This is a genomic window from Rossellomorea sp. YZS02 (assembly GCF_033963925.1).
Lineage (GTDB): Bacteria > Bacillota > Bacilli > Bacillales > Bacillaceae_B > Rossellomorea.
The window spans coordinates 396361-422992 of the sequence record NZ_JAXBLY010000001.1; the positions used below are offsets into that span (position 1 = coordinate 396361).

At 39.3% G+C, this 26632-nt stretch carries 38 protein-coding genes; 3 read left to right on the forward strand and 35 right to left on the reverse strand.

The window, feature by feature from the left end; translation table 11 throughout:
• Positions 1 to 306: 306 nt before the first annotated feature.
• The 5 genes from SLH55_RS02050 to SLH55_RS02070 form a co-directional block, all read right to left on the reverse strand.
• Positions 307 to 702, reverse strand: coding sequence for a DUF4181 domain-containing protein (locus SLH55_RS02050; protein ID WP_320322441.1), 396 nt, complete (start codon positions 700 to 702; stop codon positions 307 to 309).
• Positions 703 to 835: 133 nt separating this feature from the next.
• Complete coding sequence (locus SLH55_RS02055; protein ID WP_320322442.1) at positions 836 to 1459, reverse strand: hypothetical protein; 624 nt, start codon at positions 1457 to 1459, stop codon at positions 836 to 838.
• 473 nt (positions 1460 to 1932) lie between these two features.
• Positions 1933 to 2535: a hypothetical protein gene (locus tag SLH55_RS02060; protein ID WP_320322443.1), complete on the reverse strand. Its 603-nt coding sequence runs from the start codon at positions 2533 to 2535 to the stop codon at positions 1933 to 1935.
• A 183-nt stretch (positions 2536 to 2718) separates the two neighbouring features.
• The gene (locus SLH55_RS02065; RefSeq protein ID WP_320322444.1) at positions 2719 to 3444 is read right to left on the reverse strand and encodes an alpha/beta hydrolase; all 726 of its coding nucleotides are present in this window, start codon (positions 3442 to 3444) and stop codon (positions 2719 to 2721) included.
• A 527-nt stretch (positions 3445 to 3971) separates the two neighbouring features.
• Positions 3972 to 4583, reverse strand: coding sequence for a CGNR zinc finger domain-containing protein (locus tag SLH55_RS02070; RefSeq protein WP_320322445.1), 612 nt, complete (start codon positions 4581 to 4583; stop codon positions 3972 to 3974).
• Positions 4584 to 4703: 120 nt separating this feature from the next.
• Between SLH55_RS02070 and SLH55_RS02075 the strand changes: the two genes are divergently transcribed.
• Positions 4704 to 5177 carry a hypothetical protein gene (locus SLH55_RS02075; protein WP_320322446.1) on the forward strand — a complete coding sequence of 158 codons (474 nt, stop codon included), beginning with the start codon at positions 4704 to 4706 and terminating at the stop codon, positions 5175 to 5177.
• 390 nt (positions 5178 to 5567) lie between these two features.
• Positions 5568 to 5990 (forward strand): VOC family protein, encoded by a 423-nt coding sequence (locus SLH55_RS02080; protein WP_320322447.1) that lies wholly within the window; start codon positions 5568 to 5570, stop codon positions 5988 to 5990.
• Positions 5991 to 6048: 58 nt separating this feature from the next.
• Here the strand turns inward: SLH55_RS02080 and SLH55_RS23215 are convergent, their stop codons facing one another.
• From SLH55_RS23215 to SLH55_RS02130, 11 genes are all read right to left on the reverse strand, one after another.
• Positions 6049 to 6336, reverse strand: a complete 288-nt coding sequence (locus SLH55_RS23215; protein ID WP_413787075.1) for a TIGR04104 family putative zinc finger protein — start codon at positions 6334 to 6336, stop codon at positions 6049 to 6051.
• Positions 6337 to 6736: 400 nt separating this feature from the next.
• On the reverse strand, positions 6737 to 6982 hold the full coding sequence (locus SLH55_RS02085) for a hypothetical protein (protein WP_320322448.1): 246 nt from the start codon (positions 6980 to 6982) through the stop codon (positions 6737 to 6739).
• Positions 6983 to 7343: 361 nt separating this feature from the next.
• Positions 7344 to 7910, reverse strand: coding sequence for a DUF2812 domain-containing protein (locus SLH55_RS02090; RefSeq protein WP_320322449.1), 567 nt, complete (start codon positions 7908 to 7910; stop codon positions 7344 to 7346).
• Positions 7897 to 8214, reverse strand: a complete 318-nt coding sequence (locus tag SLH55_RS02095) for a PadR family transcriptional regulator (RefSeq protein ID WP_320322450.1) — start codon at positions 8212 to 8214, stop codon at positions 7897 to 7899. Before SLH55_RS02095 ends, SLH55_RS02090 begins: the two co-directional genes overlap by 14 nt.
• A gap of 139 nt (positions 8215 to 8353) precedes the next feature.
• The gene (locus SLH55_RS02100) at positions 8354 to 8725 is read right to left on the reverse strand and encodes a VOC family protein (protein WP_219166633.1); all 372 of its coding nucleotides are present in this window, start codon (positions 8723 to 8725) and stop codon (positions 8354 to 8356) included.
• 94 nt (positions 8726 to 8819) lie between these two features.
• Positions 8820 to 9020 (reverse strand): hypothetical protein, encoded by a 201-nt coding sequence (locus tag SLH55_RS02105; RefSeq protein ID WP_219166632.1) that lies wholly within the window; start codon positions 9018 to 9020, stop codon positions 8820 to 8822.
• A gap of 17 nt (positions 9021 to 9037) precedes the next feature.
• Positions 9038 to 9397 (reverse strand): cell division protein FtsK, encoded by a 360-nt coding sequence (locus SLH55_RS02110; RefSeq protein ID WP_257474920.1) that lies wholly within the window; start codon positions 9395 to 9397, stop codon positions 9038 to 9040.
• A 91-nt stretch (positions 9398 to 9488) separates the two neighbouring features.
• Positions 9489 to 10376: a hypothetical protein gene (locus SLH55_RS02115; RefSeq protein ID WP_320322451.1), complete on the reverse strand. Its 888-nt coding sequence runs from the start codon at positions 10374 to 10376 to the stop codon at positions 9489 to 9491.
• 18 nt (positions 10377 to 10394) lie between these two features.
• Entirely contained in the window at positions 10395 to 10730 is a 336-nt protein-coding gene (locus SLH55_RS02120; RefSeq protein ID WP_320322452.1) for a hypothetical protein, read from the reverse strand.
• Positions 10731 to 10828: 98 nt separating this feature from the next.
• The gene (locus SLH55_RS02125) at positions 10829 to 11023 is read right to left on the reverse strand and encodes a hypothetical protein (RefSeq protein WP_320322453.1); all 195 of its coding nucleotides are present in this window, start codon (positions 11021 to 11023) and stop codon (positions 10829 to 10831) included.
• Between the two features lie 40 nt (positions 11024 to 11063).
• Complete coding sequence (locus tag SLH55_RS02130; protein WP_219166628.1) at positions 11064 to 11501, reverse strand: VOC family protein; 438 nt, start codon at positions 11499 to 11501, stop codon at positions 11064 to 11066.
• A 247-nt stretch (positions 11502 to 11748) separates the two neighbouring features.
• Here SLH55_RS02130 and SLH55_RS02135 point away from each other — a divergent pair, with 247 nt between their 5' ends.
• Positions 11749 to 12318 carry a dienelactone hydrolase family protein gene (locus SLH55_RS02135; RefSeq protein WP_219166627.1) on the forward strand — a complete coding sequence of 190 codons (570 nt, stop codon included), beginning with the start codon at positions 11749 to 11751 and terminating at the stop codon, positions 12316 to 12318.
• Positions 12319 to 12805: 487 nt separating this feature from the next.
• On the opposite strand, the gene SLH55_RS02140 is transcribed toward SLH55_RS02135, so the two are convergent.
• The 19 genes from SLH55_RS02140 to SLH55_RS02230 all read right to left on the reverse strand — a co-directional run bounded on the left by SLH55_RS02140 (position 12806) and on the right by SLH55_RS02230 (position 26457).
• Entirely contained in the window at positions 12806 to 13057 is a 252-nt protein-coding gene (locus tag SLH55_RS02140) for a hypothetical protein (RefSeq protein WP_219166626.1), read from the reverse strand.
• A 75-nt stretch (positions 13058 to 13132) separates the two neighbouring features.
• Entirely contained in the window at positions 13133 to 13615 is a 483-nt protein-coding gene (locus SLH55_RS02145) for a DUF2975 domain-containing protein (protein WP_219166625.1), read from the reverse strand.
• A gap of 429 nt (positions 13616 to 14044) precedes the next feature.
• Positions 14045 to 14440, reverse strand: a complete 396-nt coding sequence (locus SLH55_RS02150; RefSeq protein WP_219166624.1) for a VOC family protein — start codon at positions 14438 to 14440, stop codon at positions 14045 to 14047.
• 240 nt (positions 14441 to 14680) lie between these two features.
• Positions 14681 to 15214: a GNAT family N-acetyltransferase gene (locus SLH55_RS02155; protein WP_219166906.1), complete on the reverse strand. Its 534-nt coding sequence runs from the start codon at positions 15212 to 15214 to the stop codon at positions 14681 to 14683.
• A 326-nt stretch (positions 15215 to 15540) separates the two neighbouring features.
• Positions 15541 to 16488 carry a beta-propeller fold lactonase family protein gene (locus tag SLH55_RS02160; RefSeq protein ID WP_320322454.1) on the reverse strand — a complete coding sequence of 316 codons (948 nt, stop codon included), beginning with the start codon at positions 16486 to 16488 and terminating at the stop codon, positions 15541 to 15543.
• Positions 16489 to 16705: 217 nt separating this feature from the next.
• Entirely contained in the window at positions 16706 to 17077 is a 372-nt protein-coding gene (locus tag SLH55_RS02165; protein ID WP_320322455.1) for an NIPSNAP family protein, read from the reverse strand.
• A 77-nt stretch (positions 17078 to 17154) separates the two neighbouring features.
• Positions 17155 to 17556, reverse strand: coding sequence for a nucleoside kinase (locus tag SLH55_RS02170; RefSeq protein ID WP_320322456.1), 402 nt, complete (start codon positions 17554 to 17556; stop codon positions 17155 to 17157).
• Positions 17557 to 17590: 34 nt separating this feature from the next.
• Positions 17591 to 18388 carry an aminoglycoside adenylyltransferase domain-containing protein gene (locus tag SLH55_RS02175; RefSeq protein ID WP_320322457.1) on the reverse strand — a complete coding sequence of 266 codons (798 nt, stop codon included), beginning with the start codon at positions 18386 to 18388 and terminating at the stop codon, positions 17591 to 17593.
• A gap of 46 nt (positions 18389 to 18434) precedes the next feature.
• Positions 18435 to 18920, reverse strand: a complete 486-nt coding sequence (locus tag SLH55_RS02180; RefSeq protein ID WP_320322458.1) for an NUDIX hydrolase — start codon at positions 18918 to 18920, stop codon at positions 18435 to 18437.
• A gap of 11 nt (positions 18921 to 18931) precedes the next feature.
• Complete coding sequence (locus SLH55_RS02185; RefSeq protein ID WP_320322459.1) at positions 18932 to 19774, reverse strand: GNAT family N-acetyltransferase; 843 nt, start codon at positions 19772 to 19774, stop codon at positions 18932 to 18934.
• Between the two features lie 26 nt (positions 19775 to 19800).
• A complete protein-coding gene (locus SLH55_RS02190; RefSeq protein WP_320322460.1) occupies positions 19801 to 20232 on the reverse strand; it encodes an NUDIX hydrolase in 432 nt (143 codons plus the stop codon).
• 68 nt (positions 20233 to 20300) lie between these two features.
• On the reverse strand, positions 20301 to 21341 hold the full coding sequence (locus SLH55_RS02195) for a serine hydrolase domain-containing protein (protein WP_320322461.1): 1041 nt from the start codon (positions 21339 to 21341) through the stop codon (positions 20301 to 20303).
• A gap of 121 nt (positions 21342 to 21462) precedes the next feature.
• A complete protein-coding gene (locus tag SLH55_RS02200) occupies positions 21463 to 22329 on the reverse strand; it encodes a GNAT family N-acetyltransferase (protein WP_320322462.1) in 867 nt (288 codons plus the stop codon).
• Between the two features lie 218 nt (positions 22330 to 22547).
• Positions 22548 to 23312: a hypothetical protein gene (locus SLH55_RS02205; protein ID WP_320322463.1), complete on the reverse strand. Its 765-nt coding sequence runs from the start codon at positions 23310 to 23312 to the stop codon at positions 22548 to 22550.
• On the reverse strand, positions 23302 to 23835 hold the full coding sequence (locus SLH55_RS02210; RefSeq protein ID WP_320322464.1) for a sigma-70 family RNA polymerase sigma factor: 534 nt from the start codon (positions 23833 to 23835) through the stop codon (positions 23302 to 23304). The genes SLH55_RS02205 and SLH55_RS02210 overlap by 11 nt, the downstream gene beginning before the upstream one ends.
• A 214-nt stretch (positions 23836 to 24049) precedes the next feature.
• Positions 24050 to 24571: an AAA family ATPase gene (locus SLH55_RS02215; RefSeq protein ID WP_320322465.1), complete on the reverse strand. Its 522-nt coding sequence runs from the start codon at positions 24569 to 24571 to the stop codon at positions 24050 to 24052.
• A 29-nt stretch (positions 24572 to 24600) separates the two neighbouring features.
• Entirely contained in the window at positions 24601 to 25236 is a 636-nt protein-coding gene (locus SLH55_RS02220) for a hypothetical protein (protein ID WP_320322466.1), read from the reverse strand.
• Positions 25237 to 25302: 66 nt separating this feature from the next.
• Complete coding sequence (locus SLH55_RS02225; protein ID WP_320322467.1) at positions 25303 to 25767, reverse strand: NUDIX hydrolase; 465 nt, start codon at positions 25765 to 25767, stop codon at positions 25303 to 25305.
• A 144-nt stretch (positions 25768 to 25911) separates the two neighbouring features.
• Positions 25912 to 26457 (reverse strand): HAD-IIIA family hydrolase, encoded by a 546-nt coding sequence (locus SLH55_RS02230; protein ID WP_320322468.1) that lies wholly within the window; start codon positions 26455 to 26457, stop codon positions 25912 to 25914.
• Positions 26458 to 26632: the final 175 nt, after the last annotated feature.

Here is a 26632-nt window from a genome sequence, read left to right on the forward strand (position 1 = left end):
CTCATTTTCCTATAGATCACCAATCCCAGGTAATAGATAAGACCAATCCCCATTATAATCACGCCATAAACGATAAATCCCATCCCGTTCCATCCTCTGATAAAGACAATACCTATAACATAGGATAGATAGCCTGCTATTGAAATAGATAAGGGAATCACGAACCTTCTTTTACTTTTCACTCTAAAGAAATGAATGCTAATCAATATCAGAATAGCTGTCAGCACTGCTATCGAAATGACCGCGTCTCCATAGTAATTCCACCAGATAGAAATCTCCTCCTTTTTAAAACCGGCACTTTTTCCCCTACAGAATCCAAACTTGAAACACGGTTATAACCGCAGTTAACATCAAGACCATTTCCGCTATTGTTAAAATAGCTTGTTTAGGGTACTCACTATATTTGATTTCGAAGAATGCTCTTACAGCATAGTCCAACCCGAATAACGCAACGACTCCCAACAGATAGACATTCGTAAAATCTTTATTATTGATCATAAGAAGGGCTAAAGTCATTACAGTCAGGGCAGTAAATACTCTCAACCTCTTATCAACTTTACGATGAGTCTCATTTATATGATTATAGGAAAAGGGGTTTCTTTTTACTTTTTTCAGTTTAAGAAGTTTCCTTAATACGTATTTAACAGTTGAGATCAGAACAAATATCATGATAGCAATTGATATAAATTTCACCCAATACATAACATGCCCCCTATTACACAAAAAGTCTTTAACTCTTTACCAATCCATCATCGCCCAATAACTCATTTCACCCTAATCATATATTTTACGAAACATTCTGATGATCCATTTGCTTATTATTGTCTATTAACCCTTATTTTCTCCGACGAAGAAAAATCTTCTGAATAAGTGAGGTTTTATGTATGGGTGCTGGATCTTTTTGAACCTTTATGACTTCCCAAAACCCATCTTTCTCAGAAGGATCGACTAAAATATCCAGCCCAAAACAAAGACAGTATTCCTTCATATCCTGATAGTCAAAAAAGTTGGAGTCCTCCTCTGCTAAAACCACGGTGTGATTCACTGGGTCTTTTTCAAAAGAAAGCGGATCACCATATTGTTCTATGCCGTCATACCCCTCACCTACATCAAATTTTCGCAACAGATGGCCCTCTTGGAATATGTTCAAATGGTAAGTATCAACGGTACTCTGACCTAAGGCATGAATAACCAGCGTATGGAATCGAGAAGAAAGGCTGGAGGACAACTCCATTAACTGTTCATATGAATCATGTAAGACCGTTACCCACTCCTCATGCAGGTGGCACAAAGCAAATTGTGTCGGAATGTCATGATCGAACATCGGTAAAGACGAATCTTGATTTGAAAGGATGATTGGCTTACGGTCGTGTTTATCCTCTAGCCATCGGATCAAAGCAGCTTTTACTTCATTTACCTTGTCTGTCTTAATGTGAATGTGATACATGGCGACTGACAAATGCATCCCTCCTCATAATTCCAATTATTTCAAATATCAAAGTCTTACTCAAGGAAATTTTTTTAAAAAGGAGGATTCATCCAAATCAAAAGCTTTATGATTCAGCGGCATCAGACAGGATGGATACGTATTTATTAGTTGTAATGTCAGAATAATTCCCAGGGCTGATAAATAGACGGAAAAATTCCGCTTATTTAGTCCTACTATTGAAAAAAGCTGAAATAGGCGGAAAATTTCCGCCTATTCATTCTATAAATACATCTGTAGGTGATTTTACGGTGCATAAGCGGAAAAATTCCGCTTATGCACCCCCAAAACAAGTTCAATTCTGAATATAACCGGAAAAATTCCGCTTATTCACTTTTGCCAGTACTTCTATAAAGAGCAAGACATCTTATGTAATAGAATGAATCCTATACAAGTAAAAATGAAAAGGCTGGGACCCTTTTGTCCCAGCCTCTCTGGAGCTCCTCTTATTTCCCAACGACATACACTCCATTAGGATCCCTTTGACCGGAAGTCACTAATCCACTCATCACTGCCTTGTGGATCGTAGAAGTTTCTCCTATTCCTACATGTATATGGTTCATTGGCTTGTGAAATAAACAGGATATATCATTCTCAAATTCTCCATCTTTCATGATTAACTCTAATTCTTCAATCCTAGCAATAGACGGTGTGCCGTCAATCGCATCTTCATGGCTTTGGAGTTCAATCCTGAAACCATAGGGTGTTCCGATAAAGGTTCTCCTTTCATTACTATTCACTTTCCAGTTCATTGCTTCGGCTCTTTGACATATCTCATCAAGTTCCTCTGGACTCACCAAGAAACCAATATGGTCAAACATCACTCTCTTACCGTATCCAAAGGTAATATTGATAGCCCCTTTCCTCGCTTCGATGATCCTGAACGAGATTCCTTTATCCCGAAAGTCATCCCACTCCAAAGGGGGATTGAATGTCTGAAAATCACCTCGAAACTTCCCAGTGCGAAGTGAAATTCGAAATCCATTCTTCACATAGAACTTTTCTGTTTCTTCTACATGGGGCGTCCAGAAATGGTAATGAAATAACATGACTCATCCCTCCATAAAAATGCTTCGAATGCTCCCTTTAATGTATCAGTCGTCCACTCCAGCTTCGTCCTTAATCAGAATGAAATCCACCTCATCTTTTAGTCGCAGGTAAGGGGATTATGAGTATTCACTGGCTAAATAAATTCAGGTGCAACCCACAAAAGATCACACCTGGCAGTAGGACTATACAGTTAAACGATTTTGAACTTCCCTTAGGAACTCACCTAATACTCCCGTATATATATCAGGTTTTTCCTCATGTACCAAATGCGACGCAAACGGAATGACGCACACATGCAAATCATTATGTAAGCTTTGGTATTTTGCTGCAGTGGCCACTTCTGCCTGATTCCCCTCGCCCACCATAAATAGAATCGGCACAGTAATGGAACCTAAGTCGGACGTATCATCAAAAGGGTACCAGTCTTCGTCTCGAGCCATATAAATAAACTGTCTCCAGTCCGATTCGTGTTGCAGATCCAATTGACTGGTGAATTCTGTATTTTCCAATAATTCTCTTTGGAATTGAACATCTTGAGCATGCATTTCCTTCCAATTGTCCGGCTTATCAGAAGTAATTCCAGACAAGGTTAAGCTTCGTAATCGGTCAGGAAATTTCTTTGCAAATCGTAAACCCACTAATCCCCCTAGTGAGCACCCTACTACATGCACTTTTTCAACTTGTAAATGATCCAATGTATCTCTCAAATCATCCGCAGCGTCTTCAAAGTAATTGCTGAAGTCATGACTTACCGACTTTCCATGTCCTCTTAAATCGGGAACTATGACTTTCCTGCTTTGTTGAAGTGCCTCTCTTTGCTTCACAAAATCAGTCGTTCCGGCTTGTAACCCCGTGTGGAGAAAAACAACAGGTTCCCCTTCCCCGTATACTTCAGTATGTAAAATCATCTAACAATCCTCCCTTTAGTAAAATAAATTAATCTAACCAACATAATGAATAACCAACCGGTATAATGCCACACACAGTCCTAAGACACAGGCTTTCATTTTGGCTGGATGTTTTCTTTTACTAAATAACAAGTAAAGGAAAATCACCACAAACCCTAGAGGGAACCACAGCTCGAAGAAACCTTCTTTTGTATCTCTAGAATAGATTGGACCAATATGCGTGCTGATCAAAAAGTAAATAAAAATGGAATAACGACGTGTTTCTAATTGTTTACTCCACCTGACTAAGAAGAAAAAGATGATAATGGCTATAGTGGTAGTTAATAAAAATTGAAGAGCCAAAGGAATGGGATTTAATTCCACTCTGAATATCCCTCTCTTTCTAGAATTCTTTCCTTCAATTCCATATCGTTACTACCAATTATTTCAAAAACTATTCATCCTTACAATTATTTTATGACACAAAAAAAGCGCGATGTACATAATCGCGCTTAATTGTCGCTCTAGCCCCATTGTTTAACCCTCTATTATTTCTCTTTTTGATAAAACCTCCGCACCTTCGCTCGATTCCCGCAATCGGCCATGGAACACCACCGCCGGCTCCGGTTCCTGCTCGTATCGAAGAATAACCAGCCGCAAGGGTCACCTTCACATTGTTTGACCCGCTCCAACTCATTTTTTGAAACAAGCAAGTCTACAGCGGATTGCAGAATGGGAGGCAGCATCGCATCCAGATTTTTGTCTGGTTGATTGAACTTCAACATGAATTGATCTTCAATTGGGATGATTTGCAACGATTGATAGTAATGGCTCACATATTCATTGAAGCGCTTAAGATTCTCCTCATTCGGTGAGGTTTTCTTTGAAATGCTCTTGAACATTTGATACATCACTTCCCGCAGTTCAATTGCCTGCTTCAGAGCTTCTTCTGCTAGAGAAGGATTTTCCCCGGCTTCCACAAGAAGATTCTGTGCCTGTTTGGCAGTCAATACTTCGGCATGGATTGACCAGTCAACCAATTTGGCGTAGTCCGTAAACCAGTCCCGCCTTTTCTCCGTACTTTCCCGCCAACTGACGGTATTGATGAAATCCATACACAGTCGTTCTCCGACCATCATATAAGGGTTTGTTTCCGACATAATCATGACTCCTTTACTCTAACCATCATAATACATATTGACAGTTAGAAACAACCAGCGTAAACTTATAACCATCTAAAGTGTTTTAGGTGGTTAAATTCAAATTCAGGAGGTTTTAAAATGGAAAATGCGATGTTGGCAGCTGTTAAGACGTTGTTGAAGGAAACATTCGAAGGACCTGAAGGAAATGGAAGCTGGTACACGGAATCGAAGCCTGGCAGTGGATTGTTCGGAACACTTGACGGATTATCGGCAGAAGATGCCTCGATCCCGGTCCATGGTACCACCATCGCCGCCCAAACCGATCACACCCGTTATTATATATGGGTGGCAAGATCGTACATGAGTGGAGAAGTCCCCGACAAGGACTGGGAAGCTTCATGGAAAATCACAAGCGTAGACACCGACACATGGACACAATTCACCTCAGAACTTAAACAAGAATACACCGCACTGCTCACAACCATCGATTCCCTGACCTCCTTTGAAGAACAGACCTTCTCAGGCATGCTTGGAGCAATCGCCCACTCCGCTTACCATCTCGGTTCCATACGACAAATGGTTAAAGCGATTAAAGTTCCGAGTCAGCCCTAATGTTGAAAATGAGATATTAATCCGTTTGGAAAGGAAGAACCCGCCGTGGTATTTTTGGCGGGTTTCTTTATTAATAGATTAGATGATTGGGAGCCCGCAAACGTAAAATAAGCGGAGATTTTCCGGTTATATTTAGAATGGTACCTATTTTGGGTATAAATAAGAGGAGGTTTTCCGGTTAAATAAAGAAAAATCGATTATTATTGTTTCTATTGAGTTAATAGGCGGAATCCTTCCGGCTATTTCATCCTTTTTTAGAAATAATCTCTAATTAAGCGGAATTTTTCCGTCTATTGTTCAGCTCTCGAACTCAACCTGACATTCCAACCGACATAAGGCTATAAAAAGAGGTATCCTAAAGAAGAAGTCTTAACCAAGGAGGAACAAACAATGAAGCCAAGAATCACCGTACTGACCCTCGGAGTGGATGATCTGGAAAAAGCACTGGAATTTTATCAAAACGGTCTACATCTCCCAACCGAAGGGATCATCGGGCAGGAGTTTGAAAATGGCGCCGTAGCTTTCTTCGATTTGCAAAATGGAGTGAAACTGGCCATCTGGGAACGGAAAAGCTTAGCGAAGGAAGCCAATGTCCCCCTCTCTCCCAGAAGTCCCTCTGAATTCACGATCGGACATAATGTAAGCAGTAAGGCAGAAGTGGATCAGGTGATGCTGGAGGCAGAAACAGCCGGGGCGAAAATCACCGATCCAGCGAAGGATACCTTCTGGGGAGGGTATTCTGGTCACTTCCTGGATTTAGACGGACATTTGTGGGAAGTCGTGTGGAATCCACATTGGGATTTAGAGGAGTAACATTGCTTGGCAAAACCAGCTCAATTAGATTGTGCTGGTTCTGCCTCTAAATAAGAAGTTATCTTACACTTTTATACGTAACAAGAAAAGGTGTTAACAAAGTACCCACCAACAGGATCAGCATTCCAATTACAAACGTTAAAACAAAATTTTCGAATGGGGAAAGGAAATTAAAGAACAATATTGCTGGTAGAATGGTACATAGCGTAAAGGAAAATCTTCCACGAATGGTTATTTCGTGCTCCGTTCCACAGTTCGTACAGTGGATAGGTTTATAGGTCCAAATAAACGATTTCATAATCTTTTTCCAACTAAATGGGGTCTGACATTTATCGCATTTTTGCAAGATAAAATCACCTCGATGCTTAAAATCATTCTTGATACTTTCTCAGATTTCACTGTCCTCTTTATAAAATCAAGGGTCTTTTCAAACAGTTTCGGTTGAATATCTGAAATATCTGAATAGGTAAGGCTGGTAGGAAGGTCTTCAAATAATTCAACTTCACGAATCTCTGACTCTGGCAATAGTCCGATTTCTTGTATCCTTCCAAAATATAATCTTCCAAAGGTTTTTGAACCAGCAGTGGAATAATCGCAAATTGGAATTATATCCGTTTCTGTACAACCAGCCTCCTAAATCATAAAAATCAAAATATGTATGGTCCCCATATTCCTTTATTTCGGTTACTTTTATGTCCTTTTCCTTTAGATTCACATAAGTTCCTTCAATTTCTAACTAAAGAAACCTACCAAGCAATGAAATTAAACGATTCAGCTAACTTCCTTAACACCCTCGGCACTGATCCGTCGTCATCAATATAGTAGACCTCAGTTATAGCCAGAACACAAAGTGCAAGTAAAACAGCAATAACGATGAATACGGTCCATAATTTCCTGTCTTTATATCTTCTTCCCTTTTGATGCTTCTTCTTCCTATATAAGCTTTGCACCCTTCGCTGCTGCTGATACTTATCCTGCTTATCAGCATTCATAGGTTTATTCCTCCCTACTGACTAGTGCTTATCGTCCCCTGAATCTTGGCTCATCCCAGAAGCCTTCCTGCTCAGAACAATCAGGTTAAGTACTAAGAGACTCACTCCAGCTATAATAAAGAAATAGGCTAAACTCCTGCTTTCTCCCCACTGGTTATATGCTTGCATGAACGATATGAATCCTACAAAAAAGCCCATATACAACTGAAAATTTGTATTTCGTTTCAATTTCCTTATCCTCACGCTTTCTACAAAATGACTTTTTATACTCCCTACCAATTATTCCAAAATAAACCATGATACTCAAGGAGAAATTCCAAATAAAAAGGCTCATCCTCCCCAGACAAGCCCCCATTTCCCTCTATTGCTCTTTCAACACCGCATACTTCCGATAAGCTTTATAATAACTCCCAGCCAATAATACGACCATAAATGCAGGGAACAATTTCAACAGAACAAATGGCGTTTCAAAGAGAAACGCTTTCCAAAACAAATCATTCTCCATATTCCAAAGACCGTCATGATATAACCCCGGATCTCTGTAATACCTAAAAGAGTAGATGAGAAATATCATGCCAAACCAAAGGGAATAGCTCATGATTCGTTTATAATAATGACTTTTTGACTCCCGGTCAGAGAAGATTTCATCCTGATCATCGCTTTCTTTTTGCCAATAGCGAATACCACTCAGCCAGTATCCTTTCAGGTAACTCCAGCCGAAATCCTCATAGATCCCTTTGTATTCTTCCAGCTTTTTTTTCGACAGATAATCCTGATAGTCCAGTCTCATCAAATAATTCTTTTCGGTCTTTTCGAAAGTGTACACTCCCAGTCCACTGATGTTTGTGCACCGATAGCCTTTTTGCAATTGCTCGTTCAGCCAGCGTTCTTCTTTTTCTATACTGATAAACCATTTAACCTTCTTCATTCGATTCACTTCCTTCATACAAGGATACGATATGCAAGAGCCTTTCCTGCTCCAGGTTCAAGATGGCATTTCCTTCAGATGTAATCTGATAGATTTTCCTCCGGCCTGAATTCCCAACAGGTTCAATCCAACCGTGTTTATTCAAGTTCTCAATCGCACCGTATAATGTGCCGGCTGCTAACACCACGGTGCCTTTGCTCATTTCTTCGATTTTCTGCATGGCGGCGTATCCGTGGAGTGGCTCACGCAATGCCAGTAAAATATAGTGCATCGTTTCAGACAATGGTAATAATTTATGTTTCATGTTCTCACCCTTTTATTCAGTTCAACTATACAGTTCAGCTTACTAACAATTTAATACAGTTCAACTGAATAGTCAACCACATTTTAGAAATCCCATTAAAAAAAGCCAATTTCCTTTATGTTCGGAAATTGGCTTGATCCTACCAGTGCGCTTGCAGTTTATTACCATCTGGATCATAAAAATGGAAAAAGGCATGACCCTCATCTTCTTTAATCTCATCGACCTTCACCTCGTGATCCTTTAAGTGTTGATGAAATTCAGCCAGCTTGGGACTTGTAAAGCCAATACTGAATTCCTCTTTCTGATTCACTGTAAAATGGGCAAAGGTTGCATCTTCTGTAGGGATGAGGATCAGTAAGAACGGTCCTTCATTTATTTTTAAAGCGGCAAGTTCCTCGGTTACGTTTAATAATTGGAGACCTAATATATCTCGATACCATTGTGCTGACTGTTCTACATTCTTAACTGGAATTCTAATATAATGTACTTGTTCAATGAATGATTTACTCAAATCCTTCTCTCCTTTATACTGGTCTACCAAGTAGTTCGCTTTCAGTATCCCCTTCTCCTTTAAATCCCCTATAAAATTCCAAATTTCCAGTCCCTTAGTCCGTCCTTTTGCTATCATTCTCTTCTTCAGGATCTCTCACTTTACCGTCCAGGATATCGTCTAGAGGAGTGTATTGATTACTGGGGAGTTTCTTTCTTCGAATAGCTCTAAAGATAATAAATGCAGGTATGGCAAGATAGACGACAAATGCAAGCCCCATTGATAATACCTCTTGAATGCTATTGATGATTTCCACCTTACACTTTACCTCCCTTATAGAATGAGAATGTGAACCGCTCCCACCATATGCATATACAATCCAGTGAGAGATAGAACCGTCCCCAGGAGAAATGTCCAAGGGTTGTCTTCTGTTTCTTTATCAAAGGTCCAGATTGTCAGTAGAGCCACTGTCAACGTGACGATAGGGAAAATGACGTATTGTGGTCCAAATGCGAATGAAACCCCGCCAAAGATGAGGACAAAAATTCCATAGGGATTAGCATTCTTGATATTATCAATGTATTCTTTCTCAGCAGTCGAGAAACCTTCATCGTCATAGGAGTAAAACACTTGCTTAAATCTATTAAGGAGGTTGACGATCTTTTTAAATCCATTCATATATTCCTGTTTCAATCCCTTCCTTTGCACCCTAATTCCTCTGATATTTCATAACTTAAGTAATCGTAAATGGAATAAAAAAACGCCTGACATTACAGCACATACTCTATTTTTTCCGATAGGACTTCATGCTTAAATGACCCCAATCCCCTTTCAGATCATCAAGATGCACAATACTCCACGCATTAAAAAAGGTCTGCCCACGCTTGTTAAAGAAGAACTGACCATCAATGCAGTAAGAAGCGTGTTGAATAATTCCGTCTGCATTTTCCCACGTCACCACATCACCTGCTCGCAACCCTTGAGAGAGGATGACATGATAATCTTCAAGTGCTAAACGTTGAAGAAACGTTTGAGGGTGGACCCATTCATGTATGATCCATTCCTGCTGGGTTATGGCGAATAGAGTTGCTGACAAACAATTGCTTCCCGCTCTGGATGGAAAGGTGTTGGCATACGTTCGTAAGTGTTGAGGGGTTTGCGGCGGAACATGATAGCAATCCCACTCCTCCCATTCTTGGGCAATATCTGTTATGAGGTCTTCATTACAACGGAAAGAAAGTTCTTCCCACATCGCTTTATGAAGGACAACATACTCCTCTCCCTTCACTTTGACAACGTTGTTACGAAGGGATAATATGTCTCCGGAGAAGTCAGAAATGGGATGAATCAATCCCCTTCCCACTTCCACTTGAATATGAGAAAGCTCGATTTTCTTCTCCGCTGGTAGATGATTCACCCAGCCTGGAGGTGTCACCAGTACATAGGCAACGTCCTTTGATAGATTCCAATACTCATAGCTGTTCGCAAATTGAACCTGCTTATAAGATGAATGGTTCTTGAACTCTTCGTGCGGAATGACCAAGGCATTGTCTATATATTCTTTAAAACTAGTAAGGTTGGCCTCCGGAAGGAAAAAGAGGTCTTTATCCGGCACATAGGTATTAATCCATTCTTTTATTGTGTCAGATGTTGGCTGGAGCTTTCTTTTCATTTTCATCACCTCTGTTGTTCATCCTCTACGAAATTCAAGGACAAGTCCATCTCCAATTTGAGAAGACTGTTTCAGCAGCTCCTTGTTGGCAGGATCAATCCAATAGTATTGAAGGGTCTCTCCAAAATACGTTTTCACCTTCCAGGCATCAACAAAATCGTCAAGTCCTCTTTTAACACGCTCTGACTCGACTACTTGAATATGAATATCGACTTCTGACTCGAGCGTTGCATTGAAACCATTCAATTGCAGGGAGTAACCGGACTTCAACGGCAACACACGCAATATAAGCTCCACGGAAAATGTGTCAACGCAGTCTCCATGTAGTTTGATTGTTTTTTTACTATTCCCCATCGAGATATGTACTCCTGCCTCGTCATATTCGGCTTTCACGAGATGACTACCATTTGAGTAATCGGTGAATGAAATGGGTTTACACGTTGCCTTTTCCATTATGGTAATGCCTTTCTGTCACCTAAAACATCGGAATTTAATGTTTGCTCTCTCTCAATGGCTTCACGTCCATCGATACGAACAAACTTTATCTTCTCCGTAGTAACACCAACCTTTTTTTCTCTTCCGTTCTCAATAAGATAAATGTCTTTTTCATCTTCTGTTTCAACCAGTGCCTCTGCACTTATTCTCATTGATTGTCCCCTACTCTCTCTCATTCCCCAACCCCATTTTTCATCTAATCTCCTCCGCCAGCTCTAATATAATCCCCTCAGGACCACGAACGTAGCATAATCTGTATGTATCTTCATATTGCTGAACCTCACTAAAGGTTTCTGTACCCTTCTCTTTCAAATGGGCAACCATGGTGTCAAGATCCTCAACAGCAAAGCAAATATGGCGGATACCCAACGTGTTGGGATGCGTTTGCTGAATACCGTTTTCATCGGACGGTGTTATATATTTGACGAGCTCTATCCATGTCTGACCGTCCGGCAATCCCATTCCTACGCATGACGTTTTCACATCTTTCATACCAACGACCTTGTCCAGCAGCTCACCATCCATCTCCCATTCGGCTTTCACCTCAAGTCCTAAATCCACAAAAAACTCTTTAGTCTTTGAGAGATCGTTTACGTTGATACTGATATGATCCATTCTGGTGATTTTCATGTTTTTTGACCTCTTTCACAATTAGATTCAACCAAAGTTCAATATCTGCTATTTACCAGTCCTGACTAATGTAATACCAATTATTTCAAATCATTAAATAAAACTCAATGTTTTTCAATTGCGTCAAAAAATCCAGTGGTGTTTCCTATATGACCTAGGAAACGAACTTTTAGCAGGTCAAACAAGATTTTTGTCGAACGTTATACTTTAAGCGTAGTATGAAATTCAAATTTTGGAGGAGAAAACGATGGCAGAGGTCTTGATGTTCCACCATGTTTTAGGCAAAACGAAGGGAATAGAAGCAATTGCAGATCAACTGAGGGATGCAGGGCATATTGTGCACGTGCCGGATTTATTTGATGGCCGCACATTTTCCTCATTGGAAGAAGGCCTGGGATTTGTTAAAGAAATCGGATTTGAAGAAGTGACGTCGCGTTGCATTCGGGCAGCCGGTGATCTTTCGCAAGATGTCGTCTATGCTGGCTTTTCACTTGGTGTCCCGGCAGCACAGCAGCTCGCTCAAACACGTGAAGGCTCAAAAGGCGCACTGTTTTTCCATGCCTGCCTCCCGACCTCCGAGTTCGGAACTCCATGGCCAGCTGACTTACCTGTGCAAATTCATGCCATGAATGCTGATCCCTTCTTCGTTGAAGACGGTGACATCGACGCGGCTCGTGAACTGGTGGAGTCGGCCAATCACGCCGAACTTTTTCTATATGAGGGTAATGAACATCTCTTCACCGACAGCAGCATACCTTCTTATGATGCTGAGGCGACGAAGCTTGTGATAAAGCGGGTTCTTGACTTTCTCGCATAAGTCAACAGGGAGCACGGGGACGGTTCTCCTGCTTCCTTTTCGTTTGAAGCAGCAAAAGGACCCCATTCTAGCTCCCTCCTCCTCATCAAATGACAATAACCATCATATTGCCCCCGATCATAGGACGATGTCCCTCTTGTATAGTGAACTAACTTCTATCTTTGTTAAGGTTCTTTTCCTTATTAATAACCACCAAGAATAAGGCTGCTGAGATGGCAGCGCCGAGTGATAAGAAGAAGTATATGTAATGGAGTAAATCGGGATTCTTTACTAAATCCCAAGTCGTCCTAATGAATGCAAAAGATAAATATAGAACTAAAATGAAAGGGCCTTTCGAAATGACTTTACTCAACATCCTCTCTTCCTTTCAGTGACTCATAATTTTAGATCTTTTTAATTGCAGCATGTTCATTTCCTCATGTTGTCTAATTGGATAAAATTTTTTCTAAATTGTTCTTCTAGTATTACCCCCTTTACTTAAAGGAACTTATAGACCTCCGTTCATCATAAATCCTAAAACTAGTATTATAAATCCACCTGCAAGTATTCCTAATGCTGAAATTGAAACTGTCTTGGATTTCCCTTTTTTACTCAATAGGGCAGTTACCAAAGCTAATATTGCTCCAATAATTAAGACGTTGGTTCCTACATACCCGCTAACTCTCCCTCTCATAAAAACAAATAATATTAAAGTAATCCCTATAATACCAATGGACACCCAACCAAGGTACTTTCTCATTTAATATCCCCTCCCTAAATATTAAATTCAGCTCTGTATATAATTAGACTGCAAAGAAAGTATTTTAGTTTCATATTAATCGATTCTTGATTGCCCATCCAAAACACTTTTTAGAGGCTTTTGAAGAACGTTCACAAAAGCTGCGACGGCGCTTGTTGCTACAATACCCATTAGACCCAGTGATATCGGACCTGCTGCGTCATCACCTGTGAAGTGAGCAAGCACCCTCAAATAAACAATTGCGATTAAAATGAAGAGAATAACCGTAAACGCACATTTTTTTATGATCTTCAAAGATTGAAATGATAACTCGGAGAATGCATTGTTCTTTTCGATATAGGTTAAGAGCTTAAATACTTGATACAACACTACAAAAATCGATAAACATATGCCATATGCACATGCCAAAAGGGGATATAGCGAATAATCACCTGGACGCTCTATCCCATCTCTTCTGGCTGCTTCAGGCAACCAATAGATACACACCGCAAGTAACCCAATTCCGATAAGAAAAGCAATGAACTTCAAGTAAAAAGTTGAACCTTGTTTACCATTCATTTAGAGCACCTCACTGATTCTATAATAAAATCACTGTACCACATTATTTATTGTTTAACAATAAATGAATGTTGTTTTTTAATATATTGTTATTGTTTTTAATTGAATTTCGATAAAAAAAATATAGAGCGCTTCTCATTTTAGAGAAACGCTCTTACTTTAAACCTTAATATGATAACTGATTGCATTAATCTGCTTATCATAACCTTCTTCAACGGTTTGACCCTATTGTGGACAGCAAACAAAGAGAGATATAGCAGATTCATGCGGGATTAACAATTATCGTGCGAGTTTCAGATACAATCATGCGCGAATCCCGATAATCATGCCAAGGTGTCGAATATCCTATATTTATAAGGAACAAAAAGACCGATTGGACAGGCCCACGTATCCTTTAATAAGCCAATGGACCTGTCCCCACGGCTCTAATTATGGTGCAACAAGTTCAACTTTTATTCTGTCCGGGTCCTCGAAGTAAACTGCATAATAATCGTCTCCCCCTGCAAATGGATGCTGGTTTGTATAAAGAACGTTTATTCCCTTATCTTTTAATTTCATAGTCACACTATCGACGTGTTCTCGTGAATCTGCGTGAAAGGCTAAATGATTTAAACCTACTCTGCATCTATGATATGGAATGTCAAGAAACCGTTCTTCTGTTTGCACAAATACAATATACGTATCTCCCATTTTCCAACTTTGCCCACTTTCCCATTCTTGGAAAAGATGATACCCTAATTCCTCAAGAAACCAGCTCCAAAAATCAATTGACCTATTTAAATTAGATACATAAAGTTCAATATGATGAAGTAATCCTTTTGGCACAAAGCTTCCCCCTTTACTTTTCCATTCCCATCACCAGCTTGATGTGGTGCTCGAAGGATGAGTCTATCTGTTTCTATTTACGGAACATCTATTAAAATAGGATCCATATCCTTTCCCCACTCTCTCAAAAAAAGCACATTAACTCTCCGGACCAAAGTGCTTACCTTTTTCATTAAATTTGTCGACCCTATTACGGACTCAATCTTATACTTTAGAAATAACTAACGCCAAATTAGGCTATTACACAAATTTGCACATAAGAATATCATCAATATATTCCCCATCATTTAACTTGTATTCTTTTATCAAACGACCTTCTTCCAAAAATCCCATCTGCTTGTACAGGGAAATGGCTCTTTGATTTGTTGAAAGGACCCCTAAACTTACCTTTTCAATGAGTGGGTTCTCCTCGGCCCAGTCTAATAATGCCGTTAAAAGTGCCTTCCCTATCCCCATGCCTCTGTAATCTTTGCTTATCGACATTGAAACTGAGCCAGTATGGGATAATCTCTTCCTAGTTTGGGAACGAAATTCTATCGATCCGACAACTACACCATCCACTTCCGCTACGATAAGAGTTTCTTTTTCGTTATCCAATTTCCGTTGTATTCGTTCTTTTTCCTCCTGCACAGGCTTTTTTTCTAGCTCCTCTGATACAACGATGAAATATTTACCTTCAGAAATAACAGAGCTCTCTATATCCAAAAGTACTTCCGCATCCTCTAGTTTCACATTTCGAATGAAGTATTCTACATTATCTTTAGACACTGGTATTTTACATCCTCCTAAGTGATGATCTCTTATGAAATAAATACGACATCCGATAATAATATCCTTCTTCAACGGTCTGACCCTATTGTGGATAGCATGAAAAGAGATAGATAGAAGATTCATGCGGGATTTACGATTATCGTGCGGGATTTAGAAAAATCATGCCACTTCCGTCATAATCGTGCGAGTTTCAGATACAATCGTGCGAGCATTCCGATAATCATGCCAAAGTGTCGAATTTTCTTTATCTGTGAGTAGCAAAAGGACCAATTTGGCAGGCCCACGTCTCCTTTAAAGAGCCAATGGACCTGTCCCCATGGCTCCCCTCCTTAAAAAGGAAAACATGAAGTAGTAATAGCACAATCGCTTGATTGCTTTCCTGTAGGTATCGTAGTAAGAACACTATCCGTTCTAATACAAATAACTGAAACTGTCCCCGCATTAAAGTTAGTAACATAAGCCTTTCTCCCATCGGGGGTAATACAAACATCCGTTGGACCATCGCCAACATCAATCGTCGTCATAATTGAATCATCACATGCATTCACTACGGTTACATTATCACTACTAATATTCGAGATATAAACCTTCTTCCCATCTGGTGTAACGGCTACACCATTCGGTCTTATCCCTACATTGATCGCATTCGATACTACGTTTCGCTTAAGGTCAATAACAGAAACGGTACTAGGCTCCCCTCTCCCACGATTGGCCACGTATAGCTTTTTTCCATCTGGGGTTATCGCAAGGTCTCGAGGAAATTCTCCATTTGTAATGGGAATTCTATCTATCACTGATTCTTTATTTGTATCGATTACGGCAACAAAATTACTTATGGTTACAGCAACATAGGCCCTTCTTCCATCTGGACTAAATGCCACATCAAATGGGTTATCTCCTACTTCTACATGTTTCACTGTTTGCTTACAGACATCAATGATGGAGACAGTTGTACCACCGAAATTCGCTACGTACACTTTTCTTCCATCAGGTGCCGCAGCTATCCCAACCGGCCCCTCACCAACAGGGATTTCATTGACCACTTTATGACTAAAAAGATCTATAACGGAAACAGAGTTATTAGTAGTATTGGACACATATGCATGTTTAACTAAAGGGGAAATTGTAATCCCATCTGGTTGATCACTTACTGGAATCGTATCTGTGACTTTATCGATTTTGGTATCAATCATTGAAATCGTATCTTCCCCAAAGTTCGTTACGTAAGCAATAAACTTTGCCTTACTCTTGAAGTGCTTCTTTCTATTCATTCTCATTGTATTCCTCCTTAAAATACCACCTCTACTAACTAGTATATGAGTAGTGAAAATGTTTGTGATTTTAAGAGGAAGGATTATTTGTAGAAGCAGGGGGACGGTTCTACTGCTTCCTTTTTGATTAAATATCCCAATAAAAAAGGTGCTCTCCAGATTCGATTGCACCTTGTACTCATACTATTTGATTGATGATCCTATCCAACCACATGCGCGATTTTCAGCTATTAATAGGATCTTCAGCTTTAAACTCATTATTCACAGTCGACTCTATCGCCTCATTCCCCACCTCTAATATATACTCCTTACCAATCAATTCTCTTCCACCGTTTTCTTCATACCACTCTTGGATCCGTTTAACATGATCCTCATCACTTCGTATCTTATTTTCAATTTCCACATAATCTTCATAGCTGTCGTATTCCCAAATTGCAAATATTTTAGACGTCCCATCCCCACGATCCTTCATCCAACGCCCCACTAAACGAGACCCGTGTTTTAATTGATTCGGTAGATTGGTGTTGTTGAAGTGTTGATTAAAAATCTCTACAAATTCGTTTTTCACGGTATAGTACTTTCTTCTATAAAACATATATGTTTCTCCTTTTCTATGAGTTTCAGATCCTATTGAATACGAGTTCCTTCATACCAAGAGCAAAATAATGCAGATTAAACCCCTTCAACTTCTCTGATGACCGCATCAACCACATGCCCGATCGGTTCAGTTGCGTCTATAATTATTCCATTTTCGGGAATGTCTTCTTTCGTTTGATGCAAGTGCGCTATCAACTCCCGTTCCGACTTCTTCCCACCAAATTCATTATCCGGTCGCTCGTCCAGTCTTTGGTTTAATGTTTCACGATCAACCTCGAGAACAAACACCCCATCAAATAAATCGATGAAAGTAGAAAAGTTCCGAGAACCACCACAGAAAAATGTGACTGGCTCATTCTTGTTATCGACCAACGCCTTTACTTTCTCTACATCCCATATATGATTCTCGTGAGAGGCCGTATCCGTTGGTTTACCGGTGCAGGAAACGCCTTCGATCAGATAATTCCTGACGCCCATGGCTGAACCCTCCTTTTGTCTCATTTCATATTTTTTAGCTCAATCGTTTCTGCAAATTAGTAGCAACATAATTCCTAAACAATAAAAGTTCATCCTTCTCAAATTCATGATCGCTTTTCTCACTTGCATAACAATCTATGACTTTATGAACTGTGCTACTAAATTCTTTCGGCAATGTTGATAACCCCCAGCGGCCAGCTTCTTCCTTTGAAGAAATAACTCCCTCTTCTAGATACCAAAACACTCTAATCATATTTAGCGTACAATAAATCGGTTCCTCTTCAATCCGCTCTAAACAATCCTGAAAGTCACCCAGTATGGATGACAGATAGTCTGAACGCGGCACGACTGGGAAAACTTCAGTAATAGGTTTGCCTGCCATACAAATCCCTCTGTTATTTAAAATCGTTATGTGTGCTGCTAGATCCGGATCAGTGTTACTGTCTCCGTTTATGAATTCGTATGTACCTTTTACCAAATCATGTTCATACCGCTCTCTCCAGAACTCACTATAATGAAAATCGAATGGACAAGGGTGCTGCCAGACTTTTAATTGATCCTGATTCATAAAGCTGATTTCGATTGGGTAAGGGGAATTGGAACAATTCAAAAAGAAGATGGCTAGTTCCCTTTTGCTTTCAACTTCAATTGCCTTATTCGTGATGACCAATACATCAATATCGCTTTGGTCCGGATTAAAACCACCCATGGCTATAGATCCGTGAATATAAATGCCAACCAGATCATCGTTTAAGATTGTTGTCATTTCTTTTTGGATACTTAAAATAAGATTATTTACTTCAGCTGAGCATGTTTCTAAATGGAAGCTCATTTTCTATTCTCCTTTTTCTACCCTGTAAATCGAAGATAAATCACCATCACCTTAAAGCATCATCAAGTATCTCCTTATAAATTTCATTCCAATCATGATAATACTCCGTTACCTCACCTGGATCTATCAGAATTCTTTCGCCTGACTCATACTTAGCTTGAAAGTCATGCAATCGTTCTATGTCCATACAATAGAAAACCTGATAGCCTACTTTGGGGTATGGACTATCTTCATTCCAATTTGGATTCTCACTGTGGTCCACGATGATATAACCTAATAGAGAACAACTCCCTGAAACATATCCTTCTTCATAAGCTTCACGCTTTACACATTCTTCAGGAGTTTCCCCCTCTTCAATATGACCGCCCGGGAAATCCCATCCTCTATGATTTAAATTGACTAATAGCAGTTGACCATCTTTAAAACAATAGCCATGAACGCTTGTAATCCGTTCTCTAGGTGGGAGTTGTTTATCAGGTCTCCAAGTTAATTTTACTGTTGCTTCTCCCCAATTCACATATGTTGTTGTCATGTATTTTCTCCTTAAACACTCTGATCTTCTTTATCAAAAGGAATGCTATACCAAACATAATTCATTGTATTCTCAAACCCTAGATTTTCTGCAATCGACACAGAAGGGTGATTGATCTCCATACAATCCCAATATGGCGTAAGATGATTCTCTAAACATTCCCGTACAAACGAATGAGCCACTCTTTGCCCAAGTTTCTTTCCTTGGTGATTCTTTGACGTCTCAATGTCAATACCATGAACCTTTCCGGCTACTACGCCAGAAAAACAAACGCTCACTATCTCGTTTTCATAAATGGCTGCATACCCAATACCCTCATCCAAATACCTTTCAAATGAAGGCCAAAACTCCAAGACCTTCGAGCGCAAAAAATCGGTACTATCTAAAACAACATTGTTCACCATGATATCCTTGTTAATTTTAACTACTTCATATCCCTGGTCTAATTCAGATTCATTTTGCGTTCTATAACCTGACATTTTTAACTCATAAACCTTTTGGTTATAACCAATGATATTCTCCCCAAATACGTTCCTGAGGGTCTTATTCCATTTCGGATGATTTCCAATCGCTTCAAAAGCTGATAAACCAACTTCATTGCCATCTGATTTAATGACTGTCTGAAAAAAATGGCTTAACTCGACATTGAACTCCTCATTTTCTGCATCCCCCATAAAAATAAAACCATTTTGACTCCCCAACCAGATGAAGCCAGAGGTGGGATCCGTCACGTCATCAACAAAGACGCGACCGGGATGATCTCCATCGATTACAGCCACTGTTTCTAAGAGGCCTTCATCATGAATGAAACCCTTACATTTATAAAATTCAGATTTTTCTAGTTCTAAGATCATCTGTCTTCACCCTCTCTTTCGAACATTCAAAGGTTATGACCTTGTAGCATTTTATTCGCAAGTTTAATATTTTCCTTTAAATATACCGGCAGTTCCGTATGAGCAAGAATTTCCGAAGTCGTCAACCACATGACATCATCGACTTCTTCCTTACTCTTTGCGTAAGGCTCACCCGCTTTGTGGCGACACAGAAAAACGATATCAATGACATGAATGCCTGATTCCGTCACAAAGGAGGAACTGTTTACGTAGGAAAGATCTGTCACCTCACTGCCTACTTCTTCAAGGATTTCTCGTTTTAAGGTCCTTTCCAGAATATCGGATGACACCCCTTCCCTTTCACACTTTCCGCCGACTAATGAAAGTGTGCCTCCAGCGTGTTCCTCCTTTTCACTTCTCATGATTAACAGCCATTTCCCATCACGGTGAATGGCGCCTTCTACATTTACTATAAACATAAAGCAATCCTCCTAAAAAGATATATTTTGTGCTGCCCTATAACTGAATACTCCTATTTGTGAATCTACTATAAACTCACTTTGGATTCATTCTTTACACACTTCATAACTGAATCCCCAAACGATCTCACATCAGATAAGTAATCATAACCTTCTGGTGATCCAAAGCTATTAAACATACGAACAGCCACAATATCTTCTTCAGGAATCACTAATAGGGTCACATTTGTAAATCCAAGTATTTGAAAAGAACCTTTAGGGACTTGGTGACCTATTTCCGTCTTTTTGGCAGGTGAATCTTTAACGAACCACAAGAAGCCATTTTGAGGCAAGTCATTATGTAGAGTAGATGGGCTTTGAAGTGAAGTGGCCATATCTATGATCTCTCTAGGAACGATTTGTTTGCCATTAACCTTTCCTCTCTTCAGATGAAAATACCCCCAGTAAGCTAATTCTCTGGTAGATACATACATATTCATTTTGTCGCCGTCGGTACTATCACTAGTCCTCCAATCTTCATCCCCCTCATAACGCAGCATCACATCAACCAGCTTTTTGTGTTTCTTTGAATACCAATTGGACTCGGTAAAACCTAAGGGTATAAAGACATTTTCATGAATGATTTCTGCCACTGATTTATTGGTTGTTCGTTTGACAATCTGAGTAAGTACCTCGACCCCAATTTGTTTATACGACCAGTTTGAGCCAGGAGAAAACTCACGGGTCGTTCTATTTCCCTGTTCCTTTAGTCCATGTGTATGAGTAAGTAAATGTCTTATCGTTGTATCTTGCCAGGTACTCTCACCAAGTTCAGGCAGATAGGTTAAAACCAAATCATCTATGTTTGTTATGTAGCCATAAAACATGGCATAAGAAACAGCAAAACCAATATAACTTTTCCTAACTGAAGCTACGTGAAACTGAGTATCAGCTTGAACTGCTCTAGCCTCTCTTTCCCCTGACTGTTTTCCTATGTACTGTTCTAAAACGATTGAATCTTTATGAATGATAAGAGTAGACGCTCCTGAACAGATTACATTATTAAAAGTGCCATTAACGTGATCTAATACCGGTTTGAAAATTGGGTTTTCATTTTGACTAAGAATCAAGATCATATCCTTCCCTTCAATGTGGATTTGTGCGGTTACTTTTGTAACTAATTCTCATTTGTAATCCAATTAAAAATGCTAACGATATATAGAAGGGAGAGATCATTAATATCCCTGTTTCTTAACCAAACACCTGAGCAGCAATTCCAAATAACTCACCATTTCTCTCTGGCATATTCGTAGAATGAAACATCATAATGGGTGGATTACTCACATTTATAAATCCACTTTTCTCTACGGCTTTCAAAAATGCTTCATTTCCTGATGGTATATCAATCCTTAGTTTGCCTTGATATCCAATAGCCAGCTTATCTAGAATCATAGAAGCTACCTGAGCATCCGATGCCACAATCGGCCCTATTATAAGATTGATAGGACCTCCTATAGATAATCCAAACCCTACAATGTTCCCTATGTTATCTTTCGCTACGACACATTCCTCGGATTGATTGATTCTATTTTTAAGGAAATTGCTCCTTTGATCTCCAAACGCCGCTTCATCCAACTTGATTATTTTATGTAAGTCGCTTTCTTTAAATTGTTCGACGGTAATCGTTTCACAGAGACAATTAGGAGATGAATAAGTATCGCATATGTACTTATGAACATGGTCAACCATTTGAAACCCCATCTTTTCATAGAGAGGCTTTCCGTCTTCAGTCGAAATAAGCATGATGTCCATATAACTTGAAAGAGAATTCATACATTGTTGCGTCGCTTCTCTTCCTAATCCCAATCCTCTATATTCTTTGTTGACTATGACCATGCCAATGGAGGCGACACTCGTTTCATAGGGGATGATGGCTGCACTTGAAACAATTCTCCCTTCAGCATTCTTATGGCCAATTACTTTACCAGATGACATAACAGTACCAATCTCGTGTTCATCATAGTCCCACCCAACTGATTCAGAGAGTTCAATTAAACCTGGGATGTCTTTCTTGTTAAACTCGACGATATGTAACGTTGAATTCTTACTCGTACTCATTGCATTTTCCCCTTAGTCGATTCAAATTGAGAGTATATCTTTTTGGTATATAAAATTCTCGCTTCAACGTGAAGCTCAATTCTGCAAACTTTATGAAAATGCCACCAAACTTAATACCAATTATTTCAAAATCAAGCGACATTCTCAAGATAAATATAAAACTAAAAAGAAGCTTATCATATTAGAGATAAGCCCCTATACCGCATTCAACTATCCTGTCAATCAACCATCTGGTTCGCAAGGTCCTTTAATACGTCACGTGTATCATAATCCTTTAAGGGATCATAAAAATAGATTTTAATATCAACCCCATTTTTACTTTTGAAAGCGATCTGACCTCCATTACTGTCTAACTTCAGGTCACCTTCTTTCCCTTGTTTGAGTTTTACTACTTCAGAGGTTATTTCAGCCCCACTATCCCCTTCCACGAAATTCTGTTCGAAGTCAACGGCATCAATCATGATAGACTGTTGACCATTAGAAGCGTTAAAGGTCGCTGAGATGTCTTTTCCGTCTGTATTGGATGGAAAATGCCAGTCCTTGATGCCCTCTGCCACAAATTTCGCATCAAACGGGAGTTTTTCAGGCAAGGTCAATGGGAATGGCAATGCCTTAAGAGCGTCCTCCACCGTCTCGGCATAATAGTCTTTAGGTTGCCTCTTTAGAAATTCTTTCCTCTGTTCCTCTGACATATCTTCAAGACCATGGACTTCACTTTCTTTCAATAGAGACGTATCCAGTTTATCAGGCTGCCCTCCGCCTAATAATGGGAGTAGCCCCGTTTGGCTTCCAATAACCCCGATCATCAAGAGAAGTGCTACACCCGCAAGGCTCCAACTTACTAATTCAGGAAACCACCTTCTCTTTGGAGGAATGAGATTGTTCTCAAGCTTGGCGAGTAATGCAGCTTCTTCTTCTTTAGAAAAGGTTCGCCCTTCTCCTATATGTTGATGAATCGCATCATGAATCCGTTTATTGTTCATCTAGATCGCCTCCAAGCTTTTGATTCAGTAGGTCACGGGCCCTGGCCAATCTGGTTCGAATCGTCGAAGAATTGATGCCAAGGATCGTCGAGATTTCCTCAATCCTCAACTCTTGATAATAGAAGAAAATGATGACCTCTCTGTATTTCACTGGAAGAGCAAAAACGGCTTCACTCAGGACCGTTTTCTGCTGTTGTTGAATAAGTAAGTCTTCTGGACTCTCTTTATTGGTTTTTGTGGAAAATGTATTCGTGAATAATAACTTCCTATAATGCCAACTTCGCAGGTAATCCTTCGACTTATTGGCAGCAATGGAAAAAATCCAAGCTTTCACCGAAGCTTCCTTCTCCAAGGTATCCACCTTTTGAAAGACCGTGATGAAAACCTCCTGTACTAAATCCTCAGCCGCACTCCAGCTTTTCACATATGAGTAAATGAGCCTTTTCACATCCTCCCCATATTGGCTGAGGAGTGACCTGATGGACCGATCTTCTTGCATACTCTGTTCTGCACTGTTTGTCATATCACACCACCATGAACTGTATTTTTCACTTAACAGACGATTGCCGTTGTACAAATGTCCCATTAATCACAAAAATGATAAAAAAATAAGGGCCCTATGAAGGGTCCTTATTGTGAATCTTGTTAATGTTTAATGCTCATTCATTCAAGAAGTTCAATGACCGTATCGGTTTACTGATCTTTAGTTATTGACCCAGTTTATTGAAGTAGGAAACTCACTCCATTACATACTCCAAAACATCCTCAACATAACTTTCTAGAGGTTTACTGGTATCTACTAACAAACATTTAATATTGGCTGGTTTCTTACTGTTATGAATTGTATATCTAAATGCTTCTTCTGAAGTGACTTCTTTAATTTGACTGGTCATCCTTTCTCGATTCTTCAATCGGAAATTAATTTCCCTTACATCATCGATATAACATTCAATGTATTTGTACGTAGCTTGATATTTAGTAGATAAGTCCGTGCCCTTTTGAACCAGTTCATCATATAAACAAGGACTATCAAAAATCACATCGTGACCCTGGGATAAATGAAATTCAATTAAAGACCAATCAATATTGTACGAAATCTTCCCAGCTAAGCTGTTGTCTATTTCGTCTTCAATGGATTCTAATAAAGCTGATTTAACAATATCGTGATCGATGAGTACTGCTCCCGTTCGCTTCGCTATTTGCCTGGAAAGTGTAGACTTTCCTGAGCCTGGGAAGCCGGACATCTGAATAAAAAACATCATGAACACCTCGCTTAAGTTGGAATGATCTATTTTAATGGATAAACCAACTCAATCCCTTCTTCCGCCTTCAACGATTGATAATACCAGTAATTATGATCAGCTCCGTGTATGCAAAGAATTCGTTTATCCGAGTACTTCTTAGCAGCATTTTTCACCCGTGCCGCCATAATATTGTGCCGGGCATTCCATACAATATTTTGAACGTTAGGGTTAACTGAATGTAACCAGTCATACATTTCATTCGTAATCGAATCATACTCGAATGAGTTAAAAGGGATTTTCCCTTCATTCCATGCCGATAGTTTTTTATCGTTCCAACTTTGTAATTCTTTCTCTAGCTTAGCCTTCATTTCTGGGTCATACTGATCAAAAGGACCTTCTGCAAATACATCCTCTTCAAACCAATTCACTGGAACGAACGTAATACCCTTTTCACGACATAAAGGGAATATCAATTGAGGATACTCATTTTGTGTCTCTCTTAGAATGCCAAGTGGTTCACCTGTTTGTAGATAGAGTTCCCAGCTTGAAGGGTGGACTTCTCCACAAATGACATCAGGTTTAAATTCTTCTATTAATTTTTCCAATCGTGATAACGGGAAATTATATTTTTTTTGCATTTCTTCATCGTGAGTCATTCCTAAGATACCTACGACTGCCATCGTTACACATCCTCTTTAATAGTAGTGCAAGCTTAATTCCATAAACAAATCATGTAGTTGAACAGATTACTTTATAATAGGATATTTACGTTCTTCTGCCCAATCTATGATAAATGATTTTTGACGTGGATTTAAGTTAGCTGGAAGTTCTGTCTTTCTGAAAAATCGATGTTCTCTGCTTTCAACATCCTTTTGTTTCAAATCTCCTGTAAATTGTTTAGATTTAAAAATGATTTGAACACTGAAGGTCTTATCTCCATTGGGATATTGAACAAAACACTTCTCTCCTGAATAAATACCAAATAACTCTATATCAGATATAGTTAGCCCCGTTTCTTCTAATGATTCTCTTCGTGCTGTCTCTTCAAAGGTTTCTCCAATTTCCATAATCCCGCCTGGAATACACCAATTGTCTTCGTCAATTCGATGTTGAAGCAATATCTGTTCATTTTCTTCTATAATTATTCCACAACCAACAGTTAATAGGGTTTCGTTACCAATATATTTTCTCATTTCTGCTATGTAATTCATCGATTTCTCCTTAATTATTATTTTTACTCCCTATGTAATGATTTGATTTTATCTTCAGCAATACTGCCTGATAACGGAAGAAAGAAAAAATCCGGAGATCTGCTGCCTGATCTTCTGCTAATGCCCTGTTATCAGGGATAAAGACTAAGTATTACTCCTGATTAAATCTTCTTCATACAACCAATCTATTGCATCTAGAAGATTATTTGATATGTAATCTATTTTTATATCTTGTAGCTTATCGGAATGTTCAGAAAGAGTGGATTCGCCAGCTCCAGTTCTAACTAAGATTTTTATGCTTCCGACTCTTGATGCAGCAACCATATCACTCCAACGATCTCCTATCACAACACAGTTCTCAAGATGTAACTCATTATCTTTCTGCGCTTTAGTTAGCATACCCGTATTGGGTTTCCTACACGAGCACCCCACATTATGATCATGTGGACACAAATAGACACCATCAAACCCAAATGCCAGTAACTCCTCTTCAAAGTCTTTCTCTTTAGCTAACCCTCTAGAGATTCCCGGCTGATTTGTAAAAGAAAAAATCCTTATTCCATCATTTTTTAATCTATTAATTTCGGTAGCTGTATAAGAAAAAAGTTCAAATTCCCCTGGATAATGGACAGTATCACCACCACCAATGGTTCCATCTCGGTCAATAAACACTGCTTCAAGCTTTTTCACATAGATTCTCCCTTTCTCACCTCATCCCTACCAATTATTTCAAATTAAATCTAGAGAATCAATCCTTATACCAAAATAAAGGGAGCTTATCCTTGTTACAGATAAGCCCCCTTTCGTATTATAAGGTCAGCCAGATATTTCTGGTTGACCATTTTTTATATCGATATATGATTAC